We start from the raw sequence: 17,006 nt of genomic DNA, 5'->3' as shown, positions 1-17,006 counted from the left end.
ATGACCAGAAGTAATGTAACCACGACGATTCAGTGGTTTATTTTTATTTTAGCTACAAATATTGTACCACCACTCTCCATCGCCGCCTTGTTTGAACTTTCGCCAGATGAGACGATGACCTTCATATCCCGCTCACTCTTCATCTTCGCACTCTTTAGCATCATCCAGACGTTGCTCGGACATCGCCTCCCGATACTTGAAGGACCCGCCGGCATTTGGTGGGGCGTCTTCACCTTATACGCATCCATCGGACCCGCCTTATACGGAAGTCAACAAGAGACGTTGCAGGCACTTGGATTTATGTTGTTCTTAAGCGGAATCCTTGGCGTGTTGCTGACCGTCACCGGTATCTTAAGACGCATGCTTGCGCTGTTTACACCTCAAGTACTCGGCGTCTATATGATTTTGCTCGTCCTTCAATTATCAGGGGCCGTCATTAAAGGTGGCTTCGGGGTGACGGAAGACGGAATCAATATCGTCCAGGCCGTCGCGACGGCTGGTCTCGTCTTGTTCGCACTCACGCTCGAGCAAAGTCGATTTAAACAGTACGGACTCGTCATGACGCTTTTCGTCGGGTTCGGTTTATTCCACTTGCTCGACCTCGGAAATCCAATCGTCCGCTCGGAATCGTTCTTCCTCGTACCGGAACTTCTTCCCTTCGGAAACTGGGTATGGGATTGGAACTTGTTGCCGACGGCTTTCGTCATCACTTTGCTTCTCATGACGAACGTCCTCGCGAACATCAAGTTAATCGAACGCATTGTCAGCTCTCGTGAAAAACGAGAAGTGAAAGGTAACGTTCCCGCGTCTGGTGTCGCCAGTGGGGTCAGTCAAATCGTGGCCGGTCTCTTCGGAACACCAGGTCCTGTCGCCATCTCCGGAACGGCCGGATTCCTCTCTTCGACGGAGAGTGTCCAGCGCGCCCCTCATTTGATTGCCCACGCCCTCATGATGGGATTAGCACTCATCGGACCATTCGTCTCGTTGATTGCGAGCATCCCGGCTGCTGTCGGCTATGCGATCGTGACACCACTTATCGCAACGATGATCATCATCGGAATCAATGAGGCTGCCTTCGAATTAAAACAATCGACGGCTTCTCTTACGGTCGGGCTCCCGCTCGTCATCGGTGCCGGGGCGATGCTCTTGCCACCTGGTTCGATGAATGATTTGCCGCCGCTCCTTGCGACCGTCTTCTCAAACGGACTCGTCCTCGGAACGATCGTCGCTTTGACGACAGCTATCTTAAGTAAAATCAAGGATTGAAAAAAGAACTGACCATAATAACGGTCAGTTCTTTTCACGTACATGCATATGATAATGGGCATCGTGCGGTAACACGGCGCCTTCTTCTTGTTCAAAATGCGCACGATCTTTCCAGTATCGCACCCCTGACAACGTATCACGGTAAAGAGCACGCTGTAGCGCCTGTTTCGCCGTGACAGCGGTGTCGTCATCATTTTTCAACTCGAGTCCCATCAACTTATAGCCAATGGTTTGTCCGCCTCGACTCATTTGGCAAGCTTCCATCGCGTATGTGAGCAGTGTCGGTGTGACGACCGCATGCACGAACTCGCTCTTCACTTTCTTTCGCACGAGTTGCTCCACGCCATAACTGACGAGCCCTGCGATGACACTGTCAATTAAGACCGCTTTCGTTCGTTTCTTCGTCAATGGATTCATCGGCTCATCCTTTGCATCATCCCTGACGTCAACACTTCGATTCCTTCGCCTTCTTCAGACGCCATGATCAACGCACGTGCGACATGCAGCGCTTGAATCGGTGCGACTTCTGGTGCCTTTTCCACCAACAGCGACTGGAACGGGCGAGTGATGACCTCAGCCGCTTTTTCCCCGAGTCGGAATGAATCACGCTCGCCGAGTAACAACGAAGGACGCGCGATAATGAGATGATGGAAGTTGAAGATGCGCAATCCGTTTTCAAGCTCCCCTTTTACCCGGTTGTAAAAGAAAGAAGAACGTAACGATGCGCCTTGTGCCGATACGACCGCATAGCGTGTCGCACCATGTGCCTTGGCGATACGAGCGACTTCAAGCGGCAGCTCTAAATCGACTTGTTTGAACGCTTCTTGTGAACCAGCGACCGCAATCGTTGTGCCGAGTGCACAATACACGTCATCGATGTGTGGAAGTGCCGCATCCATCTCCTCGAATCCGACGACCTCGTGTAGTTTCGGATGACTCCATCGCTTCGAGCGACGGACGACAATCCAGACCGACTCATAACGGTCACTCTCTAACAACTGTTCCACCAATTCGCGACCAATCAAGCCGGTCGCGCCTACGACAAGTGCAGTTTTCCCCATTCGTGACTCCTCCTAGACTACTATTTCCTTCAGTCTAGCTGACTTGTCGTTCTTCGGCAATAATCGTCGCGGGACGGAAGCGGTCCATCATACGGAAAAATCCGTTCAACAGGAGCGCTGTGAACGAACCTGCCACGATGGCACTATCTGTGAACAATTGAAGCCATTCCGGCATGTTGGCGACAATCGCCGGGTTAGCGGTGATGCCGAGTCCGACACCAATCGAGAGTGCGATCGTAATCAAATTCTCGTTTTTCGAAAAATCGACCTGACTCAGAATTCGAATGCCGGAAGCGGCGACCGTTCCGAACATGACGAGCATCGCTCCACCTAACACAGGCTTTGGAATCAATGTCGTGAATGTGGCGACTTTCGGAAGGAATCCGAGCAAGATGAGTAACCCACCTGTCCAGAAGATGACACGGCGCGATTTCACACCTGACAATTGAACAAGTCCGACATTTTGACTAAACGTCGTGTAAGGGAAGCTGTTGAAAATCCCTCCGAGAATCGTTGCGACACCTTCCGCACGATACCCTTTCGTCAATTCGTTCGCACCAATCGGCTTTTTCGTGATATCGCTGAGCGCCAAGAATACACCGGTCGATTCAATCATCGAAATAATGGCGACGAGCGTCATGACGAGGATCGCGGACACATCAAATGTCGGCATCCCAAAGTAGAACGGTTGAACCATTTGGAACCAACCCGCTTCACGTACAGGACTGAAGTCCACGAGACCGAGCGAAGCAGCAACCCCTGTTCCGATGAGTACGGCAAAGAGGACAGCAGCGGCGCGTGTGAAGACAGTACCAACACGGTTCAAGATGAGAATGAGTAAAATCGTCAAACCACCTAATCCGAGATTCTGTATCGATGCGAATCCAGGCTCACCTGGCATCCCGCCACCGATGTCATTGATAGCGACCGGAATCAGTGAGAGACCAATGATCGTCACGACCGAACCGAGAACGACCGGCGGGAAGAAACGTGCGAGCTTCCCGACAAATCCAGAAATGAGGATGACGATGAGCCCACTGGCAATCAAAGCGCCATAAATGGCCGTAATCCCATTTGCGCTTCCGATGGCGATCATCGGACCGACCGCCGTGAACGTACATCCGAGGACGACCGGCAATCCGACACCCGTGAAGCGTGTCGTCCATACTTGTAAAAGCGTCGCCACCCCACACATGAATAAATCAATTGCGACGAGATAAGCGAGCTCGGTTGGACCAAGCCCGATGGCACCACCGACGATGAGCGGGACGATGGCTGCTCCCGTGTACATGGCGAGCAGATGCTGAAATCCGAGACTTGCCGTCTTAAATGTATTCATCGAACGACCTCCACGAATGAGATGTGGTCTTTCTCTAATTTCGCGACGCGCGCTAACGATTCGACGCGATAACCACGCTCAATCAGTTTATCGCGCCCTGGTTGGAACGATTTTTCGATGACGATGCCAACACCTGAAACTTCTGCACCTGCCGCTTCGACGAGTTGTGTCAGTCCGAGCGCCGCTTCCCCGTTCGCGAGGAAGTCATCGATGACGAGAACGCGTTCGCCTGGTAAGACGAAGCGTCGGCTCAAGCTGATGCGGTTCGTCTCCTGCTTGGTGAACGAATACACGTCTCCCTCGACGAGATCATCTTGGAGCGTCAGCGATTTCCGTTTACGCGCGAATACGAACGGGATGCCCATCTCAAGCGCTGTCATCATCGCTGGCGCAATCCCACTCGATTCGAGTGTGACGATTCGGTCGATGTTGGCGTCTTTGAAACGTTCTGCGAACTCTTTTCCGATGGCTTGCATGAGTACTGGGTCGACTTGATGATTCAAGAAAGCGTCAACTTTCAACACTTGATCGGATAAGGCCCGACCCTCTTCACGGATTTTGTCTTCTAACTGCTTCATTGTTGTTCCCTCCATTAAAAAATGCGATTCGTCACCCCTCATCGGGAGGCAACGAACCGCATGGAAATCAACGATAGCATACGACAAGCGCCACCCGTAGTCGAACCATTTACGGTAGTTCGGTAGAGACTTGCGGACCATATTTCCGCTGATATACGAGTGCGAATCTATTTATATAAGATAAACTTTATTGTAGACGAGCTGACGAGAAATGCAATAGGTTGCAATCAAACGGCGAAATGTTCGATTTTTCTGAAACTGCTGTATACTGTATGTATTGGATATGAGAGAGGAGCTTTGCCCTTATGAAGTTATTCGTATTAGGCGCAACCGGTCGGACCGGACATCAATTCATCGACCAAGCCATCGAGCACGGTCATGACGTCACCGCGTTCGTACGTGAACAGAAAAAGTTGATTCGGACCCCACAACTTGAAATCATCGAAGGCGACTTATATGACATCGATGCGTTAACAGAAGCGATGCACGGTCATGATGCGGTCATCAGCTGTCTCGGAACGGATTTGAGCGATCCGGACTTTTTAGCGAGTGTCACGGACAAGCTCGTCCCTGCGATGAAGACGAACGGCATCTCTCGCGTCGTCTATTTGGCCTCAGCGGGAATCGACAATGAGATCCCGGGACTTGCTGGGAAAGCCATTACGTTCATGCTCCGGAAACCGCTACGTGACCATCGGGCAGCCGTGGACTTATGGCGCAACTCGTCATTCGATTATACGATTGTACGACCGATGCAATTGACGGACGGTCCTCGCACCTCGACGTATCGTATGGCCATCGACGAGGTACCGGATAACGGGAAACACATCTCACGAGCAGATGTCGCCCAGTTCATGCTTCACGCCATCGAAGAGAATGAACATGTACGGGAGTCAGTCGGACTGGCGTACTAATTTGATTAGATTCATGCTACAATATCGGGTAGTTTACTTTGAAAGGAACGAAAACGAATTATGAGTATATTAACGGTACAAAACTTGAGCCATGGCTTTGGTGACCGCGCTATTTTGAACGATGTCTCTTTCCGCCTCTTAAAAGGGGAACACATCGGTCTCGTCGGAGCGAACGGTGAAGGAAAATCGACGTTCATGAACATCATCACACGCAAACTGCAACCGGATGAAGGGAAAATCGAATGGGCGAAAAATGTCCGTGTCGGTTACCTCGATCAACATGCGGTGCTCGAACGCGGGATGACAATTCGTGACGTATTAAAAGGTGCTTTCCAATACTTGATCGACATGGAGACGCGCATCGGCGAACTTTACATGGAGATGGGTGACGCGACACCTGAACAGATGGAAGACATGCTCGCCGAAGTCGGTGAACTTCAAGAGACGCTCGACTCGAACGACTTTTATATCATCGATGCGAAAGTAGAAGAAGTCGCACGCGGTCTCGGTATTTTAGATGTCGGTCTCGACCGGGACGTCACGGATTTGTCAGGTGGGCAACGTACGAAAGTATTGCTTGCGAAGTTGCTTCTCGAGAAGCCAGATATCTTGCTCCTCGATGAGCCGACCAACTATTTGGATGAAGTGCATATCGAGTGGTTGAAACGTTACCTCCAAAACTATGACAATGCCTTCATTTTGATCTCACACGATATCCCGTTCTTAAATAGCGTCATCAACTTGGTCTACCATATGGAAAACCAAGAGTTGAACCGCTACGTCGGGGACTATGACAAGTTCATGGAAGTGTACGAGATGAAGCGTTCGCAACTTGAAGCCGCCTATAAGCGTCAGCAAGCCGAAATCGCGGATTTGAAAGACTTCGTTGCCCGAAACAAGGCGCGTGTGTCGACACGAAACATGGCGATGTCACGTCAGAAGAAACTCGATAAGATGGATGTCATCGAATTGAGTGCGGAACGTCCGAAACCAGAATTCCGCTTCTTGCAGGCACGTACATCGGGGCGCCTCATCTTTGGTGCGAAAGGTCTCGTCATCGGATACGACGAGCCACTCTCACGTCCGCTCGACCTTCAGATGGAGCGCGGTCAAAAGATTGCCCTCGTCGGAGCGAACGGAATCGGGAAGACGACGCTCTTAAAGAGCTTGCTCGGATTGATCAATCCGCTTGAAGGAACCGTCGAACGTGGTGAGTTCCTCGAAATGGGTTACTTCGAACAAGAAGCAGCAACGAGCAACAACACATGTATCGAAGAGATTTGGAGCGAGTTCCCGTCACTCAACCAACAACAAGTACGCGCGATGCTCGCGAAGTGCGGACTCATGACGAAACACATCGAAAGTAAGATTTCCGTCCTCAGTGGTGGTGAAAAAGCGAAAGTTCGTCTTTGTAAACTTCTCAACAACGAGACAAACCTTCTCTTACTCGATGAGCCGACGAACCACTTGGACGTCGACGCGAAGGAAGAGTTGAAGCGTGCGTTGAAAGAGTACAAAGGAAGTGTCCTCCTCATCAGTCACGAACCAGAATTCTATGAAGATATCGTCACAGACGTCTGGAACTGTGAGTCGTGGACAACGAAAGTATTTTAATTCAGTAAAGGACGTGTCGTATGGCGACCCCAATTCAAACGAATGAACGGATTATTTTGTATGACATTATCCGAGGGTTTGCCCTCTGCGGCATTTTCCTCGTCAATATCCCGAGTATGCTCGGGAGCGACTGGATGTTCGGTCGTCCCGATTATTATGGGAGCGACTTGTTCGTCCGCACGCTCTTTGACTTGTTCGTGCAGACGAAATTTTATACGATTTTCTCCCTCTTATTTGGGATCGGCTTTTCGATTTTCCTCGAGCGTTCTTACGCTCGTGGCGAATCGGTCAGTCGTTACATACGCCGGATTTTGATCCTCTTCTTGTTCGGTCTCGCGCACTTGGCGATTTGGTCAGGTGATATCCTCCATACGTACGCGATGTGGGGCTTATTGCTTCCCCTTTTCTATAAGTTGAGCAACCGTGCCATTCTGACGTGGGCATGGGGCTTGTTGATCGGAAGTATCCTTCTGTTGTACGGAACTTCCGCGTTGAGTGAATGGAGCATGGGTGGAAGCTATTATGGCGGCATCCCGTTCCCTGATGTATTCAATCAAGGGTTTGGTGCCTGGTTCGATTATCGATATTCTGTTGAGATCTTTAACGCCTTCTCCAACTCTTTCGTTGTCGGCTTCGAGATTCTCAGTTTATTCTTATTCGGACTGTACATCGGACGCGAACGAAAACTCCTGACGTGGCGTCTAGAAGGCTTAATGCGAACGGCCATCATTTGCGCCGTCCTCGCCCTTCCATTCTTCGGCGTGATCATTTGGCATCACTATGGTGAAGGGTATCCATACTTTTGGCTGAACTTGTTCGCCGTCTTGATTTCCGGGAAGTTACTCGCCACGACTTACGTCTGTCTGTTCACGGTAGCCGTTCGTAAAGGTCGTACGTTCGTGCCGCTTCAAGCGCTCGGTCGGATGGCACTCACGAATTATTTGACGCATACACTGATTGTCTTCATACCGGTAATCGCACTCGGGGCATACGGGGCGCTTTCTTTGACCGAAGGGTTATTCATCAGCATCGGGATCTTGATTGTCCAGGCGTTCTTCTCGATGTGGTGGCTGAAGCATCACCGTTACGGACCATTTGAGAAGCTATGGCGCTTAGGGACGTATGGAAGACAAACGAAATCATCGTAAGATCGGACTTCATTGTCCGGTCTTTTTTTGTACAGGTAGGAAATTCCAGATTCACATGCTATTCTGATGAAGGAGAACGCTTGCATGAATGAGGAGGAACGTATGTCACAGACAGCCATCGAGGTCCGCGATCTCGTGAAACACTATCAAATTTTAGAACGTGATGCCGGCTTAAAAGGCGCCATTAAAGCCCTATTTTCAAGAAAGTATCGCATCAAAGAAGCCGTAAAAGGAATCGACTTGTCCATCGCTCCAGGCGAACGCGTCGGATACATCGGCTTTAACGGTGCTGGAAAATCGACAACGATCAAAATGCTCGCCGGCGTCCTTCGTCCTGATGCCGGATCCGTCCGTGTCTTTGGCATCGATCCACACGAAAACCGAATCCAAAACGCCCGTCAAATCGGAGCGGTCTTTGGTCAGCGGACACAATTGTTTTGGGATATTCCTGTCCGGGAGTCATTCGACTTACTTCGGGAAATCTATGAAGTGCCGCGTTCAGAGTTCGAGGAAACGGTTGCCTGGTTTATCGAACAACTCCAGCTGGAACCACTTCTCGACGTGCCTGTCCGTCAATTATCACTCGGACAAAAAATGCGATGTGAGCTCGCAGCCGCCTTCTTGCACCGTCCTCGTGTCGTGTATTTGGATGAGCCGACAATCGGTCTCGATATTGACATTAAAGAGACGATTCGTGCGTTCATTCGGGAAATCAGTGATGCTTGGGGTACGACGGTCATTTTGACGACACACGATATGCAGGATATCGAAGAAGTGTGTGATCGAGTCATCGTCCTGGATGAGGGACGAATCATTTACGATGACCGCATTGAGACGCTCAAGCAGACATTCAACAATGAACGCACGCTTGAAATCACACTCGACGAAGGAACGCCATTCGTCATTCCGCCATCGGTGACAGGACTCGTCACGGAACTCGCTTCAGAGACAGATTCGATTCAACTGGCATTTAACCACCATGAGATTTCAAGCGGACAGTTGATTCGTGAAATCGTGAACTGCAATCAAGTGAAAGACTTATCCGTTGTCGTACCGAAAATGGAGACATTAATCCGAAACCTGTATCAGCCTGAGGTGAGCGCATGAGGCTTCAAAAATATGTAGCGCTCGCCGCCTCACAAATCAAAGTCGACATGGCCTATACGGCTTGGTACTGGGCGAGCATGTTCTCGGTGACGATGCGCCTGTTTATTTTATATTTCTTTTGGCAGGCTGTTTACGAAAATAAGACTGATGTATCAGGCATCTCGCTTTCAATGATGTTGACGTATGCAGTACTTGCGACGATGCTCGATCAATTCCGTGGCGGTGCCGGACGTGAACTTGCTCACCTCATCAAACACGGTGGTGTCGCCGTCGAACTGCTCCGCCCCTATCATTTACTGGATAAGTTACTCGCTCAAGATATCGGAACGAAAACGTCGACATTTTTCCGATCGACGTTACCTCTCCTCGTCATTGCGATGCTGTTTATCGGGGTTGACCCTCCGACGTCCCTCGAGAGTGTGTTCGCCTTCTCAATTAGCGTCGTACTCGCGATTCTACTTGCGACACTGATTGATTTGCTCGTCGGCGTGTTGTCCTTTTATACGGTGAACGTATGGGGACTTTCCGTTTTACAGGAGGCGATCATTACGATTATGTCCGGGGCAATCATCCCGCTGACACTCTTCCCTGACTGGTTCCAGACAATCAGCTTGTATTTACCGTTCGCCTCACTCGTCTATGTACCTGTCGCCATCTATACAGGTGACATACAAGCATCCGGTATATGGCCGTCGATTTTGATTCAAGTCGCTTGGGTCGGGGCCTTCTTTCTATTTGTACGACTCTTATTCGCGTATGCGGTTCGGAAAGTGACGGTGTTTGGCGGATGAAACGATATGCGAAACTTTATTGGCTCTATGCCAAAAATCATTTCAAAGTGATGATGGAATATCGGATGGACTTCTTGATTGGCGTGTTATCGGTCTTCGGTCAACAATTTGCCGCCCTCTTCTTTTTGTCGATTGTCTTTCAACACATCGAATCGCTGAACGGTTGGGGCTTTTACGAGATTTTGTTTATCTATGGCATCGCGTTTTTAGGTCGGGCTGTCCATCATATCTTTTTTGATAACCTTTGGACGATTGGCTGGCAGTACATTCGTACGGGAAACTTGGACCGTATTCTCATGCGTCCCGTGAATCCGCTGTTCCAAATCGTCGCGGAGCGGGTTCAGCAAGACGGATTCGGTCAACTCTTGATTGGGGGGAGCGTGCTCTGGCTCGCATCGAACGAACTCGGGATGTCGTGGAGTGTGATGGATATCCTAGTCCTAATCGTCATGGTCCTCGCGAGCGGCATGATTTATATCGCAGTCAACTTGTTCTTTGCGACGTTCTCGTTTTGGATGATCGACAGTTTGCCCGTCGTGTTCGCCGTATTCAGTTTGAGTGATTTCGCCCGTTACCCGATGACGATTTACTCGAAGGTGATCATGTTCGTCTTAACGTACATTATCCCGTTCGGCTTCACGGCATTTTATCCGGCGATGTACTTCTTTGAAGGACGTGGGTTCACCATGTTTGCACTAGCAACCCCGCTTGTCGCAATCCTCTCACTCGTCATCGCCTATCGATTTTGGTTGTTTGGACTGCGCGCTTTTGCAAGTACAGGTTCTTAATAAGGAAAGGGTGAGTGGATGAAGATTGTTCAACAGTGGAATCAGGAAGATCGCGAATATATTCGACAGCGATTGATTGAATATAATGCATCTCAATTACCGGATGAAGTGAAGCACCCCGTCGAACATGTGAGTTTCATCGTTCGGGATGACGACGATCAGATTGTCGGTGGGGTGACTGGTACGGTGTTTTGGTACACGATGCACATTCATTTCTTATGGGTGGACGAACAGCTTCGGGGAGAAGGATATGGAACGAAATTGATGAAGCGTATTGAACAGTGCGCCATCGAGCATCAGTGCGGTCTCATACAACTTGACACGTTCAGTTTCCAGGCACCTGACTTTTATATCGGACTCGGTTATGAAGTCGTTGGGGTGATCGAGCACCACCCAACAGTAGAGCATAAACAATATTATTTAAAGAAACGACTCAATGAGTCACATTATAAAGAAAAGGGGTAAGCTCAATGCTTATCCCTTTTCTTTATAACGATTCATTAGGATTAGTCAATTTTTTCTTCTGAAATAAGACAATAAGGATACTGACCCAAATGGATAAGCCAATGTACATCAAAAATGTGTTCAAATTGAAGAGTTGATTATTCATGTACGTCGAGAAAACGTCACTTGTAATCGATTTGGCATAGGCCAAATCACCTCTTCCTTCTTGGTTCATTACAACATCGATAACGTATGTTCTATATTTTTCAAACTCAATTTGCTGATTACGATATCCACTGGTTAGCAAAACGGGAAGAGCGATAACTCCAATCGCCAACCATCGTTGGTCAACAGCTTCGATCAGGTTGGTCCACCCTGACACAATCGGCAGAAAGAATAGCAACAACACAGGTAAAAAGATTAATCCCAAATTTCCGTTTCCTGAGATTTGTTTCGGATGCGTCGTCATCAGACTTCCAAAATAAACAGCTACACCGCATGTGAAGAGTAACGCAAGTAACAGGTATACACGCTTACGATTCATAAGAATTTCCCTTCTCTACAGAATGAAGTGTTCAAACCATTTCGCTTTCTAATTATACCATTTTTATACAAAAAGAACCGTTGCTCTCATGCAACGGTTCGATTCATTATTTTGTTGCCGCTTCAGTTAAAACCGGCACGATTTGCTTCTTACGTGAGACCACGCCTGGAAGTGTCGCCAATCCGTTTTGCAACGTCACGTTGAACGCTTGTTCGAAGAGTTCTGGTTTTGGTCCGACGACGATTGCTTCTGAATCGTTCGTCAAAATGTTCGTGATGGCAAAGACGAACAAGTCTAAGTTTTTCGCCGCAACCGTGTTCGCGATCGCCGCTTCGACTTCCTCTTTACGGTTCAAGACATCATTCGCATCGACCGTGTTCACTTGCGCGATCTCGACACGATAGTCGCCCATTGCGAATTCTTTCGCATCGAGTGAGATGAGTTCTTCAATCGTTTTTTGGCTAAGGTCTGCACCGGCTTTGAGCATTTCAAGCCCGTATGCTTCCGCATCGACGCCAGCAATCTCAGCAAGTTCTTTCGCTGCTTTGACATCCTCGTCCGTGCATGTCGGTGATTTGAAGAGAAGTGAGTCCGAGATGATGGCTGAAAGCATCAAACCGGCCATGTCTGATGCGATTTCGACACCGTGCTCTTTATACAACTTCAATAAAATCGTCGCTGTACACCCGACTGGCTCGGCACGATAGTAGAGCGGGTCTGCCGTTTGGAAGTTCGCGATGCGGTGGTGATCGATGACTTCAAGGATCCGCACGTCTTCGATGCCGTCTGCACTTTGCTGGAACTCGTTGTGGTCGACTAAGATGACTTCTTCTGCCTCACCTGTTACGCTTTCAATCAAACGTGGTGCCTTCACGCGGAAGTGATCGAGTGCGTATTGCGTTTCTCCGTTCACTTCACCAAGACGGACCGCTTCTGCGTCCATTCCTAATTTCTTTTTCAACTCGGCATAGGCGAGCGCTGATGTGATGGTATCGGTATCTGGATTTTTATGTCCGAAGACTAGTACTGTACTCATGTCTCATTCTCCTCACTAAATAGTTTTCCCTTATCCATTATAACGTCCACGGCATTTCTTTCAATTCCCCAAACAAAAAGAGCCGTTTCGGCTCTTAAGATTGTTCGTCTTCATCTGTCTCTTCGAGGTCGGAATGATCTCCTTTTGAATCTTCTTCATGGGAGATATCCGGTTGATCTCGTTTCAACTTTTCTTTTTCTTCTTGTTCACGCTTTTCTTTGTCTGACATATCGTGTCATCCTTTCGAAAATCCGACTTGTCGTAATCTGTTCCCCAAGCCAGATTTCGTCAAACGACATTTCATCAAACGTAAACAAACTGAAACGTCAGGCTTGAACGAAGACGATTTCTTCTCCGCGAAGTTCGACTTTCACGTCTTGTCCTTGGAACAACCACTCATCTTGCTCCGCCACGACAAAACGAATGCCGTCTTCTTCGGTCTCAACAGTCGCATTGTTCACGTCTTCTGTGATGACTCCCACGGAGAAACCGTGCGTCAAGTCTGTCGAGCCCCCGTATTTTGCAAACAAACGAACCGTTTGACCCGCTTCGACTTCCATTTCTTCTTTAAACCATTGGAGCGCTTCTTCTGTTACTTGAATCTTCATAACATTTCCTCCTCTCGACTACTTCTTTCATTCTAAACGTTTCAAAAGAGTCGAGCGAGGATGTTGCCTAAAGTGTCATTCCCACTTGATAGCTGACGGTCATCCCGTGAATCTCTGGAATGGCTCCGTTCATTTCAGCGAGTGTCGTTTCAAACAGTTGACGACCAATCTGTTCATTCGGAGAGAGCATCGTCGACAGTCCGAATGCCCGACTAATCGGATGTCCGTCAAACCCTAGCATGGCGACTTCCTCAGGAATGGAGATGTTCCGTCGTTGCATCTCCCCCAAAAATCCAAGAGCGACATAATCAGACGAGAAAAAGAGCGCTCGAGGACGCTCTTTTTGAGAGAGGAACGTTTCTGCTAACCGAACACCGTCCTCACTCGTCAAATAACCGGTCCAAATCCATTGCTCACGCGCATGCGCTACTTCATCGAAATAGGCTTGCTGACGCGCAAGGGAGCTCGGACTATGGCTTCTTGACAAGATGATTCCAATCTCTTCATATCCATGCTCCTGTAGCACATGAATACCTGACACGAACGATGCATAATGGTCGACATGGATGGATGAGATCGTCTCCGGTGCGCCGACGGTCGCTACGGCAATCGGTCCGTAAGCGCGATACGTCTCCATTTCCTTAAAGGACATTTCGTGCGACAAGACGATCGCCCCATCGACTTCGCGATGCTTCAATAAATTGAGTGCTTGTCGCTCCTCACTCAGCTTATACTCCGTCTGCCACATGACGAGTCGGTAATCGTGCTCGAGGGCCGCTTTTGCGAGCCCGTTGACGAAGAGACCGTAATACGGATGATCCATATAAGGTAAGATGACGACGACGCGTTGTGTTTTCCCCGTCGACAACGTCAACGCCTGCTGATTCCGCAAATACCCGAGCTCTTTCATCGCCGCATGGACACGGGTCCGTTTTTCCTTCGATACATACGGATGCTCGTTCAACACGCGCGAGACCGTCGTCACCGATACGTCAGCGTGCTTCGCGATATCTCGAATGTTTGCCATTCGCCCCACCTCAACTTGTCAGTCTTTGCATATAGTGTACCCACTCTGCTTGCTGACTGTCACCTCTTTCGACGACTTGACAACGAATCGCTTGAACGAGACGGAAGCGCTCCTCTAACGGTAAGTGAAGAAACTCTTCCTGGAAACGGGTACACAACATTTTTCCAAACGGCGTATACAACTGATTGATGACGAGTTCGTATACGATTCCACTGCACCATGTCTTCCACGTTGTCGGTTTCATATCGGTTCCCCTCCCTTTGTCTATACCGTATCTTCTGAAACGCGTTTCAGAGCAAGGATTTTTTTGAAAAAAGTTTATTTCCGAACATTATTTATTCGTAACTTTCATTTTTCATGTTTTTTACTCAAAACAATTGACGGGAATCAAACATTTTTGTATAGTCATCAAGTTGATAACGTTAATTTAAACATTTTTCTCAATTAATGTTCGGAAATAGACCGAAATAAGGAGTTTTATCGATGAATATTTTTCAATTGAAACAACACGGTACGAATGTTAAACAAGAAGTGACAGCCGGAATCACAACGTTCGTGACGATGGCGTACATCTCTGTCGTCAACCCGGCGATTCTATCTGACGCTGGGATCCCGTTCGCTCAAGCTTTCACGGCGACGATCATTGCCATCCTCATCGGAACAGGCTTAATGGCATTTTATGCGAACTTGCCGATTGCTGTGGCACCCGGGATGGGTCTCAACGCTTTCTTCGCTTACACGCTCGTCGCCCAAGAACAAATCGCACCATCCGCCGCACTCGGCGTCGTCTTCGTCTCGTCCGTCTTCTTTTTAATCTTGTCGCTTTCTCCGATTCGGACGAAACTGATTCAAGCGATCCCGACTTCGCTGAAACATGCGATCACGACCGGAATTGGTCTCTTCATCGCTTCGCTCGGATTGAAGTTATCAGGATTGATTGTCGCAGATGAGGCAAACTTGGTGCGCCTCGGTGACGTATCCTCACCAGAAGTGTTACTCGTACTCGGCGGTTTAATCGTCTCGGCACTTCTCTTCTCGAGAAATGTTCCCGGTTCGTTATTGATTGGGATGGTACTCACTGGAATCGCGGCTTACTTCATGGACATCTTACAAATCAACGGTGTCACGGCAATGCCGACACTTCCAGAAGGACTCATGGTCAACCCGGTAACAGCATTTAGTGATGTCATTCAATATGGATTATTCGGTGCCGTCCTCTCGTTCTTCCTCGTCACATTGTTCGATACGACAGGTACACTTGTCGGTGTCGGGAAACAAGCCGGTCTCTTAAAAGAAGACGGTACGATTGAAAATGGTCACCGTGCACTCTTTGCCGACTCACTTGCCACAATGGGTGGTTCACTCGTCGGGACGAGTCCTTCGACGGCATACATCGAGTCTGCAGCCGGTGTCGCACAAGGTGGACGTACGGGTCTCACAACGGCCGTCGTCGCTGGTTTGTTCGGATTGACGCTCTTCTTCAGCCCGCTCATCGGTGCCATCTCTGGCGTGGCGGCGATCACAGCTCCTGCACTCATCATCGTCGGGGCGCTCATGTTGACGAACGTCCGTTATATCGACTGGAGCGACTTTAGCGAATACTTCCCGGCCTTCATGACCATTTTGATCATGCCGCTTTCAGGAAGTATCGAACGTGGGATCGCATTCGGGTTCATCTTGTACCCGATCTTCAAAGCGATGAACAAAGAGACGGTTCACCCGCTCATCTATTTGTTCGGCGCACTTTTCATCTTGGAAATGTTCTTCCTATAATTTAGACACAAGATCTTCGTCATATGACGAGGGTCTTTTTCTGTTATACGTGACAGAATGCTGTCTTATATCAGACTACGGATGAATTTTCATTCAGTGAGATACATTATCAATTAGACAGGATTTTACAAATAAATCAGTTTTTCTCTCCATTTTTCTGTCACTTTGATACGTATTGTGAAATAATGACGTTGAAATCGCTATCATGAGAAGAAAGAAGGAATGGCTATGCCGAATGTAGCTTTATTCGTCACTTGTTTATCAGATACGTTGTTTCCATCCGTCGGACAAGCGACAGTCGAACTGCTCGAACATTTAGGGTGTGAGGTGACGTTCCCTTTTGAACAGACATGTTGTGGGCAACCCGCTTATAACAGTGGCTATCATGAGGAAACGAAAAAGATCGCCAAGCACATGATTGAAACGTTCGAACAAGCAGATGCGGAATATATTGTCGGACCATCGGGGTCATGTGTCATGATGATGCGCGACTATCCACATTTGTTCCAAGGTGATCCGGTATGGGGTCCTCGGGCAGAGGCACATGCCGCCAAAACGTTTGAGCTGACACAGTTCATCGTCGATGTGCTCGAAGTCACTGATGTCGGCGCCAAATTCTCCGCCAAAGCGACCTATCATGCGTCTTGTCATATGACCCGCCTTCTCGGAATTGAAGCGGCGCCTGGAAAGTTGCTAGGAAACGTCGATGGCTTGACGATGGTCCCCCTCGCGAACGTACATAACTGTTGCGGGTTCGGAGGGACGTTCTCCGTCAAGATGCCGGACGTTTCGGTGCAGATGGTGGATGAGAAAGTCGAATCGATTTTACAGTCCGGTGCAGACGTTTTGATCGGGGCGGATGCATCGTGTCTGATGAACATCGGCGGACGCCTTCATAAACAGGGACATCCGATTAAAGTGATGCATATTGCCGAAGTCTTGAACGAAGGAGTGAAGCAAACATGAGC

Annotated in this window: 20 protein-coding genes and 1 riboswitch; of the genes, 10 read left to right on the top strand and 10 right to left on the bottom strand. The window is 48.9% G+C overall.

All coding sequences use genetic code 11. The features are described from left to right. Nucleotides 1-1,266 (top strand): purine/pyrimidine permease, encoded by a 1,266-nt coding sequence (locus KNO99_RS07230; protein ID WP_214695851.1) that lies wholly within the window; start codon nt 1-3, stop codon nt 1,264-1,266. 24 nt (nt 1,267-1,290) lie between these two features. On the opposite strand, the gene KNO99_RS07225 is transcribed toward KNO99_RS07230, so the two are convergent. Genes KNO99_RS07225 through KNO99_RS07210 form a run of 4 tightly spaced genes read right to left on the bottom strand, consistent with a single transcriptional unit; the run spans nt 1,291 to nt 4,244 of the window. Continuing rightward, nucleotides 1,291-1,683, bottom strand: coding sequence for an RDD family protein (locus KNO99_RS07225; RefSeq protein ID WP_214746912.1), 393 nt, complete (start codon nt 1,681-1,683; stop codon nt 1,291-1,293). Next, the gene (locus KNO99_RS07220; RefSeq protein WP_214746909.1) at nt 1,680-2,327 is read right to left on the bottom strand and encodes an NAD(P)H-binding protein; all 648 of its coding nucleotides are present in this window, start codon (nt 2,325-2,327) and stop codon (nt 1,680-1,682) included. The genes KNO99_RS07225 and KNO99_RS07220 overlap by 4 nt, the downstream gene beginning before the upstream one ends. 34 nt (nt 2,328-2,361) lie before the next feature. Beyond that, on the bottom strand, nt 2,362-3,666 hold the full coding sequence (locus tag KNO99_RS07215; RefSeq protein WP_214746906.1) for a nucleobase:cation symporter-2 family protein: 1,305 nt from the start codon (nt 3,664-3,666) through the stop codon (nt 2,362-2,364). Further along, nucleotides 3,663-4,244, bottom strand: a complete 582-nt coding sequence (locus KNO99_RS07210; RefSeq protein ID WP_214746903.1) for a xanthine phosphoribosyltransferase — start codon at nt 4,242-4,244, stop codon at nt 3,663-3,665. Before KNO99_RS07210 ends, KNO99_RS07215 begins: the two co-directional genes overlap by 4 nt. Nucleotides 4,245-4,321: 77 nt before the next feature. Further along, nucleotides 4,322-4,423: riboswitch (purine riboswitch) on the bottom strand. 126 nt (nt 4,424-4,549) lie between these two features. Between KNO99_RS07210 and KNO99_RS07205 the strand changes: the two genes are divergently transcribed. From KNO99_RS07205 to KNO99_RS07175, 7 genes are all read left to right on the top strand, one after another. Beyond that, the gene (locus KNO99_RS07205; RefSeq protein ID WP_214746901.1) at nt 4,550-5,158 is read left to right on the top strand and encodes an NAD(P)-dependent oxidoreductase; all 609 of its coding nucleotides are present in this window, start codon (nt 4,550-4,552) and stop codon (nt 5,156-5,158) included. A 60-nt stretch (nt 5,159-5,218) separates the two neighbouring features. After that, entirely contained in the window at nt 5,219-6,772 is a 1,554-nt protein-coding gene (locus KNO99_RS07200) for an ABC-F family ATP-binding cassette domain-containing protein (RefSeq protein WP_214746899.1), read from the top strand. A gap of 20 nt (nt 6,773-6,792) precedes the next feature. Next, nucleotides 6,793-7,920 (top strand): DUF418 domain-containing protein, encoded by a 1,128-nt coding sequence (locus KNO99_RS07195; protein ID WP_214746896.1) that lies wholly within the window; start codon nt 6,793-6,795, stop codon nt 7,918-7,920. A gap of 84 nt (nt 7,921-8,004) precedes the next feature. Continuing rightward, nucleotides 8,005-9,027: an ABC transporter ATP-binding protein gene (locus KNO99_RS07190; protein WP_251130984.1), complete on the top strand. Its 1,023-nt coding sequence runs from the start codon at nt 8,005-8,007 to the stop codon at nt 9,025-9,027. Continuing rightward, a complete protein-coding gene (locus KNO99_RS07185) occupies nt 9,024-9,818 on the top strand; it encodes an ABC transporter permease (protein ID WP_214746893.1) in 795 nt (264 codons plus the stop codon). Before KNO99_RS07190 ends, KNO99_RS07185 begins: the two co-directional genes overlap by 4 nt. Beyond that, complete coding sequence (locus KNO99_RS07180) at nt 9,815-10,606, top strand: ABC transporter permease (RefSeq protein ID WP_214746890.1); 792 nt, start codon at nt 9,815-9,817, stop codon at nt 10,604-10,606. Before KNO99_RS07185 ends, KNO99_RS07180 begins: the two co-directional genes overlap by 4 nt. An 18-nt stretch (nt 10,607-10,624) precedes the next feature. Continuing rightward, a complete protein-coding gene (locus KNO99_RS07175; RefSeq protein WP_214746889.1) occupies nt 10,625-11,071 on the top strand; it encodes a GNAT family N-acetyltransferase in 447 nt (148 codons plus the stop codon). 22 nt (nt 11,072-11,093) lie between these two features. Here the strand turns inward: KNO99_RS07175 and KNO99_RS07170 are convergent, their stop codons facing one another. The 6 genes from KNO99_RS07170 to KNO99_RS07150 all read right to left on the bottom strand — a co-directional run bounded on the left by KNO99_RS07170 (nt 11,094) and on the right by KNO99_RS07150 (nt 14,509). Next, nucleotides 11,094-11,594, bottom strand: a complete 501-nt coding sequence (locus KNO99_RS07170) for a hypothetical protein (RefSeq protein WP_214746886.1) — start codon at nt 11,592-11,594, stop codon at nt 11,094-11,096. 106 nt (nt 11,595-11,700) lie between these two features. Beyond that, nucleotides 11,701-12,630, bottom strand: a complete 930-nt coding sequence (locus KNO99_RS07165; protein WP_214746883.1) for a manganese-dependent inorganic pyrophosphatase — start codon at nt 12,628-12,630, stop codon at nt 11,701-11,703. A 94-nt stretch (nt 12,631-12,724) separates the two neighbouring features. Beyond that, the gene (locus tag KNO99_RS15425) at nt 12,725-12,859 is read right to left on the bottom strand and encodes a hypothetical protein (RefSeq protein WP_256441184.1); all 135 of its coding nucleotides are present in this window, start codon (nt 12,857-12,859) and stop codon (nt 12,725-12,727) included. Between the two features lie 97 nt (nt 12,860-12,956). Continuing rightward, a complete protein-coding gene (locus KNO99_RS07160) occupies nt 12,957-13,238 on the bottom strand; it encodes a HesB/YadR/YfhF family protein (RefSeq protein WP_214746881.1) in 282 nt (93 codons plus the stop codon). 67 nt (nt 13,239-13,305) lie between these two features. After that, the gene (locus KNO99_RS07155) at nt 13,306-14,265 is read right to left on the bottom strand and encodes a LacI family DNA-binding transcriptional regulator (RefSeq protein WP_214746878.1); all 960 of its coding nucleotides are present in this window, start codon (nt 14,263-14,265) and stop codon (nt 13,306-13,308) included. 10 nt (nt 14,266-14,275) lie between these two features. Beyond that, the gene (locus KNO99_RS07150) at nt 14,276-14,509 is read right to left on the bottom strand and encodes a hypothetical protein (RefSeq protein ID WP_015880447.1); all 234 of its coding nucleotides are present in this window, start codon (nt 14,507-14,509) and stop codon (nt 14,276-14,278) included. Between the two features lie 245 nt (nt 14,510-14,754). Between KNO99_RS07150 and KNO99_RS07145 the strand changes: the two genes are divergently transcribed. Further along, nucleotides 14,755-16,038 carry an NCS2 family permease gene (locus tag KNO99_RS07145; RefSeq protein WP_214747100.1) on the top strand — a complete coding sequence of 428 codons (1,284 nt, stop codon included), beginning with the start codon at nt 14,755-14,757 and terminating at the stop codon, nt 16,036-16,038. 228 nt (nt 16,039-16,266) lie between these two features. Further along, nucleotides 16,267-17,004: a (Fe-S)-binding protein gene (locus tag KNO99_RS07140; protein WP_214746875.1), complete on the top strand. Its 738-nt coding sequence runs from the start codon at nt 16,267-16,269 to the stop codon at nt 17,002-17,004. Nucleotides 17,005-17,006: the final 2 nt, after the last annotated feature.

It is taken from the genome of Exiguobacterium sp. s189 (assembly GCF_018617615.1).
GTDB classification, from domain to species: Bacteria; Bacillota; Bacilli; order Exiguobacteriales; family Exiguobacteriaceae; genus Exiguobacterium; species Exiguobacterium aestuarii_A.
This window is presented reverse-complemented; position numbering and strand designations above follow the sequence as displayed.

Coding starts and splice junctions, on each gene's coding strand:
- KNO99_RS07230 (WP_214695851.1), top strand. CDS start 1: ATGACCAGAAGTAATGTAACCACGACGATTCAGTGGTTTATTTTTATT.
- KNO99_RS07225 (WP_214746912.1), bottom strand. CDS start 1,683: ATGAATCCATTGACGAAGAAACGAACGAAAGCGGTCTTAATTGACAGT.
- KNO99_RS07220 (WP_214746909.1), bottom strand. CDS start 2,327: ATGGGGAAAACTGCACTTGTCGTAGGCGCGACCGGCTTGATTGGTCGC.
- KNO99_RS07215 (WP_214746906.1), bottom strand. CDS start 3,666: ATGAATACATTTAAGACGGCAAGTCTCGGATTTCAGCATCTGCTCGCC.
- KNO99_RS07210 (WP_214746903.1), bottom strand. CDS start 4,244: ATGAAGCAGTTAGAAGACAAAATCCGTGAAGAGGGTCGGGCCTTATCC.
- KNO99_RS07205 (WP_214746901.1), top strand. CDS start 4,550: ATGAAGTTATTCGTATTAGGCGCAACCGGTCGGACCGGACATCAATTC.
- KNO99_RS07200 (WP_214746899.1), top strand. CDS start 5,219: ATGAGTATATTAACGGTACAAAACTTGAGCCATGGCTTTGGTGACCGC.
- KNO99_RS07195 (WP_214746896.1), top strand. CDS start 6,793: ATGGCGACCCCAATTCAAACGAATGAACGGATTATTTTGTATGACATT.
- KNO99_RS07190 (WP_251130984.1), top strand. CDS start 8,005: ATGAATGAGGAGGAACGTATGTCACAGACAGCCATCGAGGTCCGCGAT.
- KNO99_RS07185 (WP_214746893.1), top strand. CDS start 9,024: ATGAGGCTTCAAAAATATGTAGCGCTCGCCGCCTCACAAATCAAAGTC.
- KNO99_RS07180 (WP_214746890.1), top strand. CDS start 9,815: ATGAAACGATATGCGAAACTTTATTGGCTCTATGCCAAAAATCATTTC.
- KNO99_RS07175 (WP_214746889.1), top strand. CDS start 10,625: ATGAAGATTGTTCAACAGTGGAATCAGGAAGATCGCGAATATATTCGA.
- KNO99_RS07170 (WP_214746886.1), bottom strand. CDS start 11,594: ATGAATCGTAAGCGTGTATACCTGTTACTTGCGTTACTCTTCACATGC.
- KNO99_RS07165 (WP_214746883.1), bottom strand. CDS start 12,630: ATGAGTACAGTACTAGTCTTCGGACATAAAAATCCAGATACCGATACC.
- KNO99_RS15425 (WP_256441184.1), bottom strand. CDS start 12,859: ATGTCAGACAAAGAAAAGCGTGAACAAGAAGAAAAAGAAAAGTTGAAA.
- KNO99_RS07160 (WP_214746881.1), bottom strand. CDS start 13,238: ATGAAGATTCAAGTAACAGAAGAAGCGCTCCAATGGTTTAAAGAAGAA.
- KNO99_RS07155 (WP_214746878.1), bottom strand. CDS start 14,265: ATGGCAAACATTCGAGATATCGCGAAGCACGCTGACGTATCGGTGACG.
- KNO99_RS07150 (WP_015880447.1), bottom strand. CDS start 14,509: ATGAAACCGACAACGTGGAAGACATGGTGCAGTGGAATCGTATACGAA.
- KNO99_RS07140 (WP_214746875.1), top strand. CDS start 16,267: ATGCCGAATGTAGCTTTATTCGTCACTTGTTTATCAGATACGTTGTTT.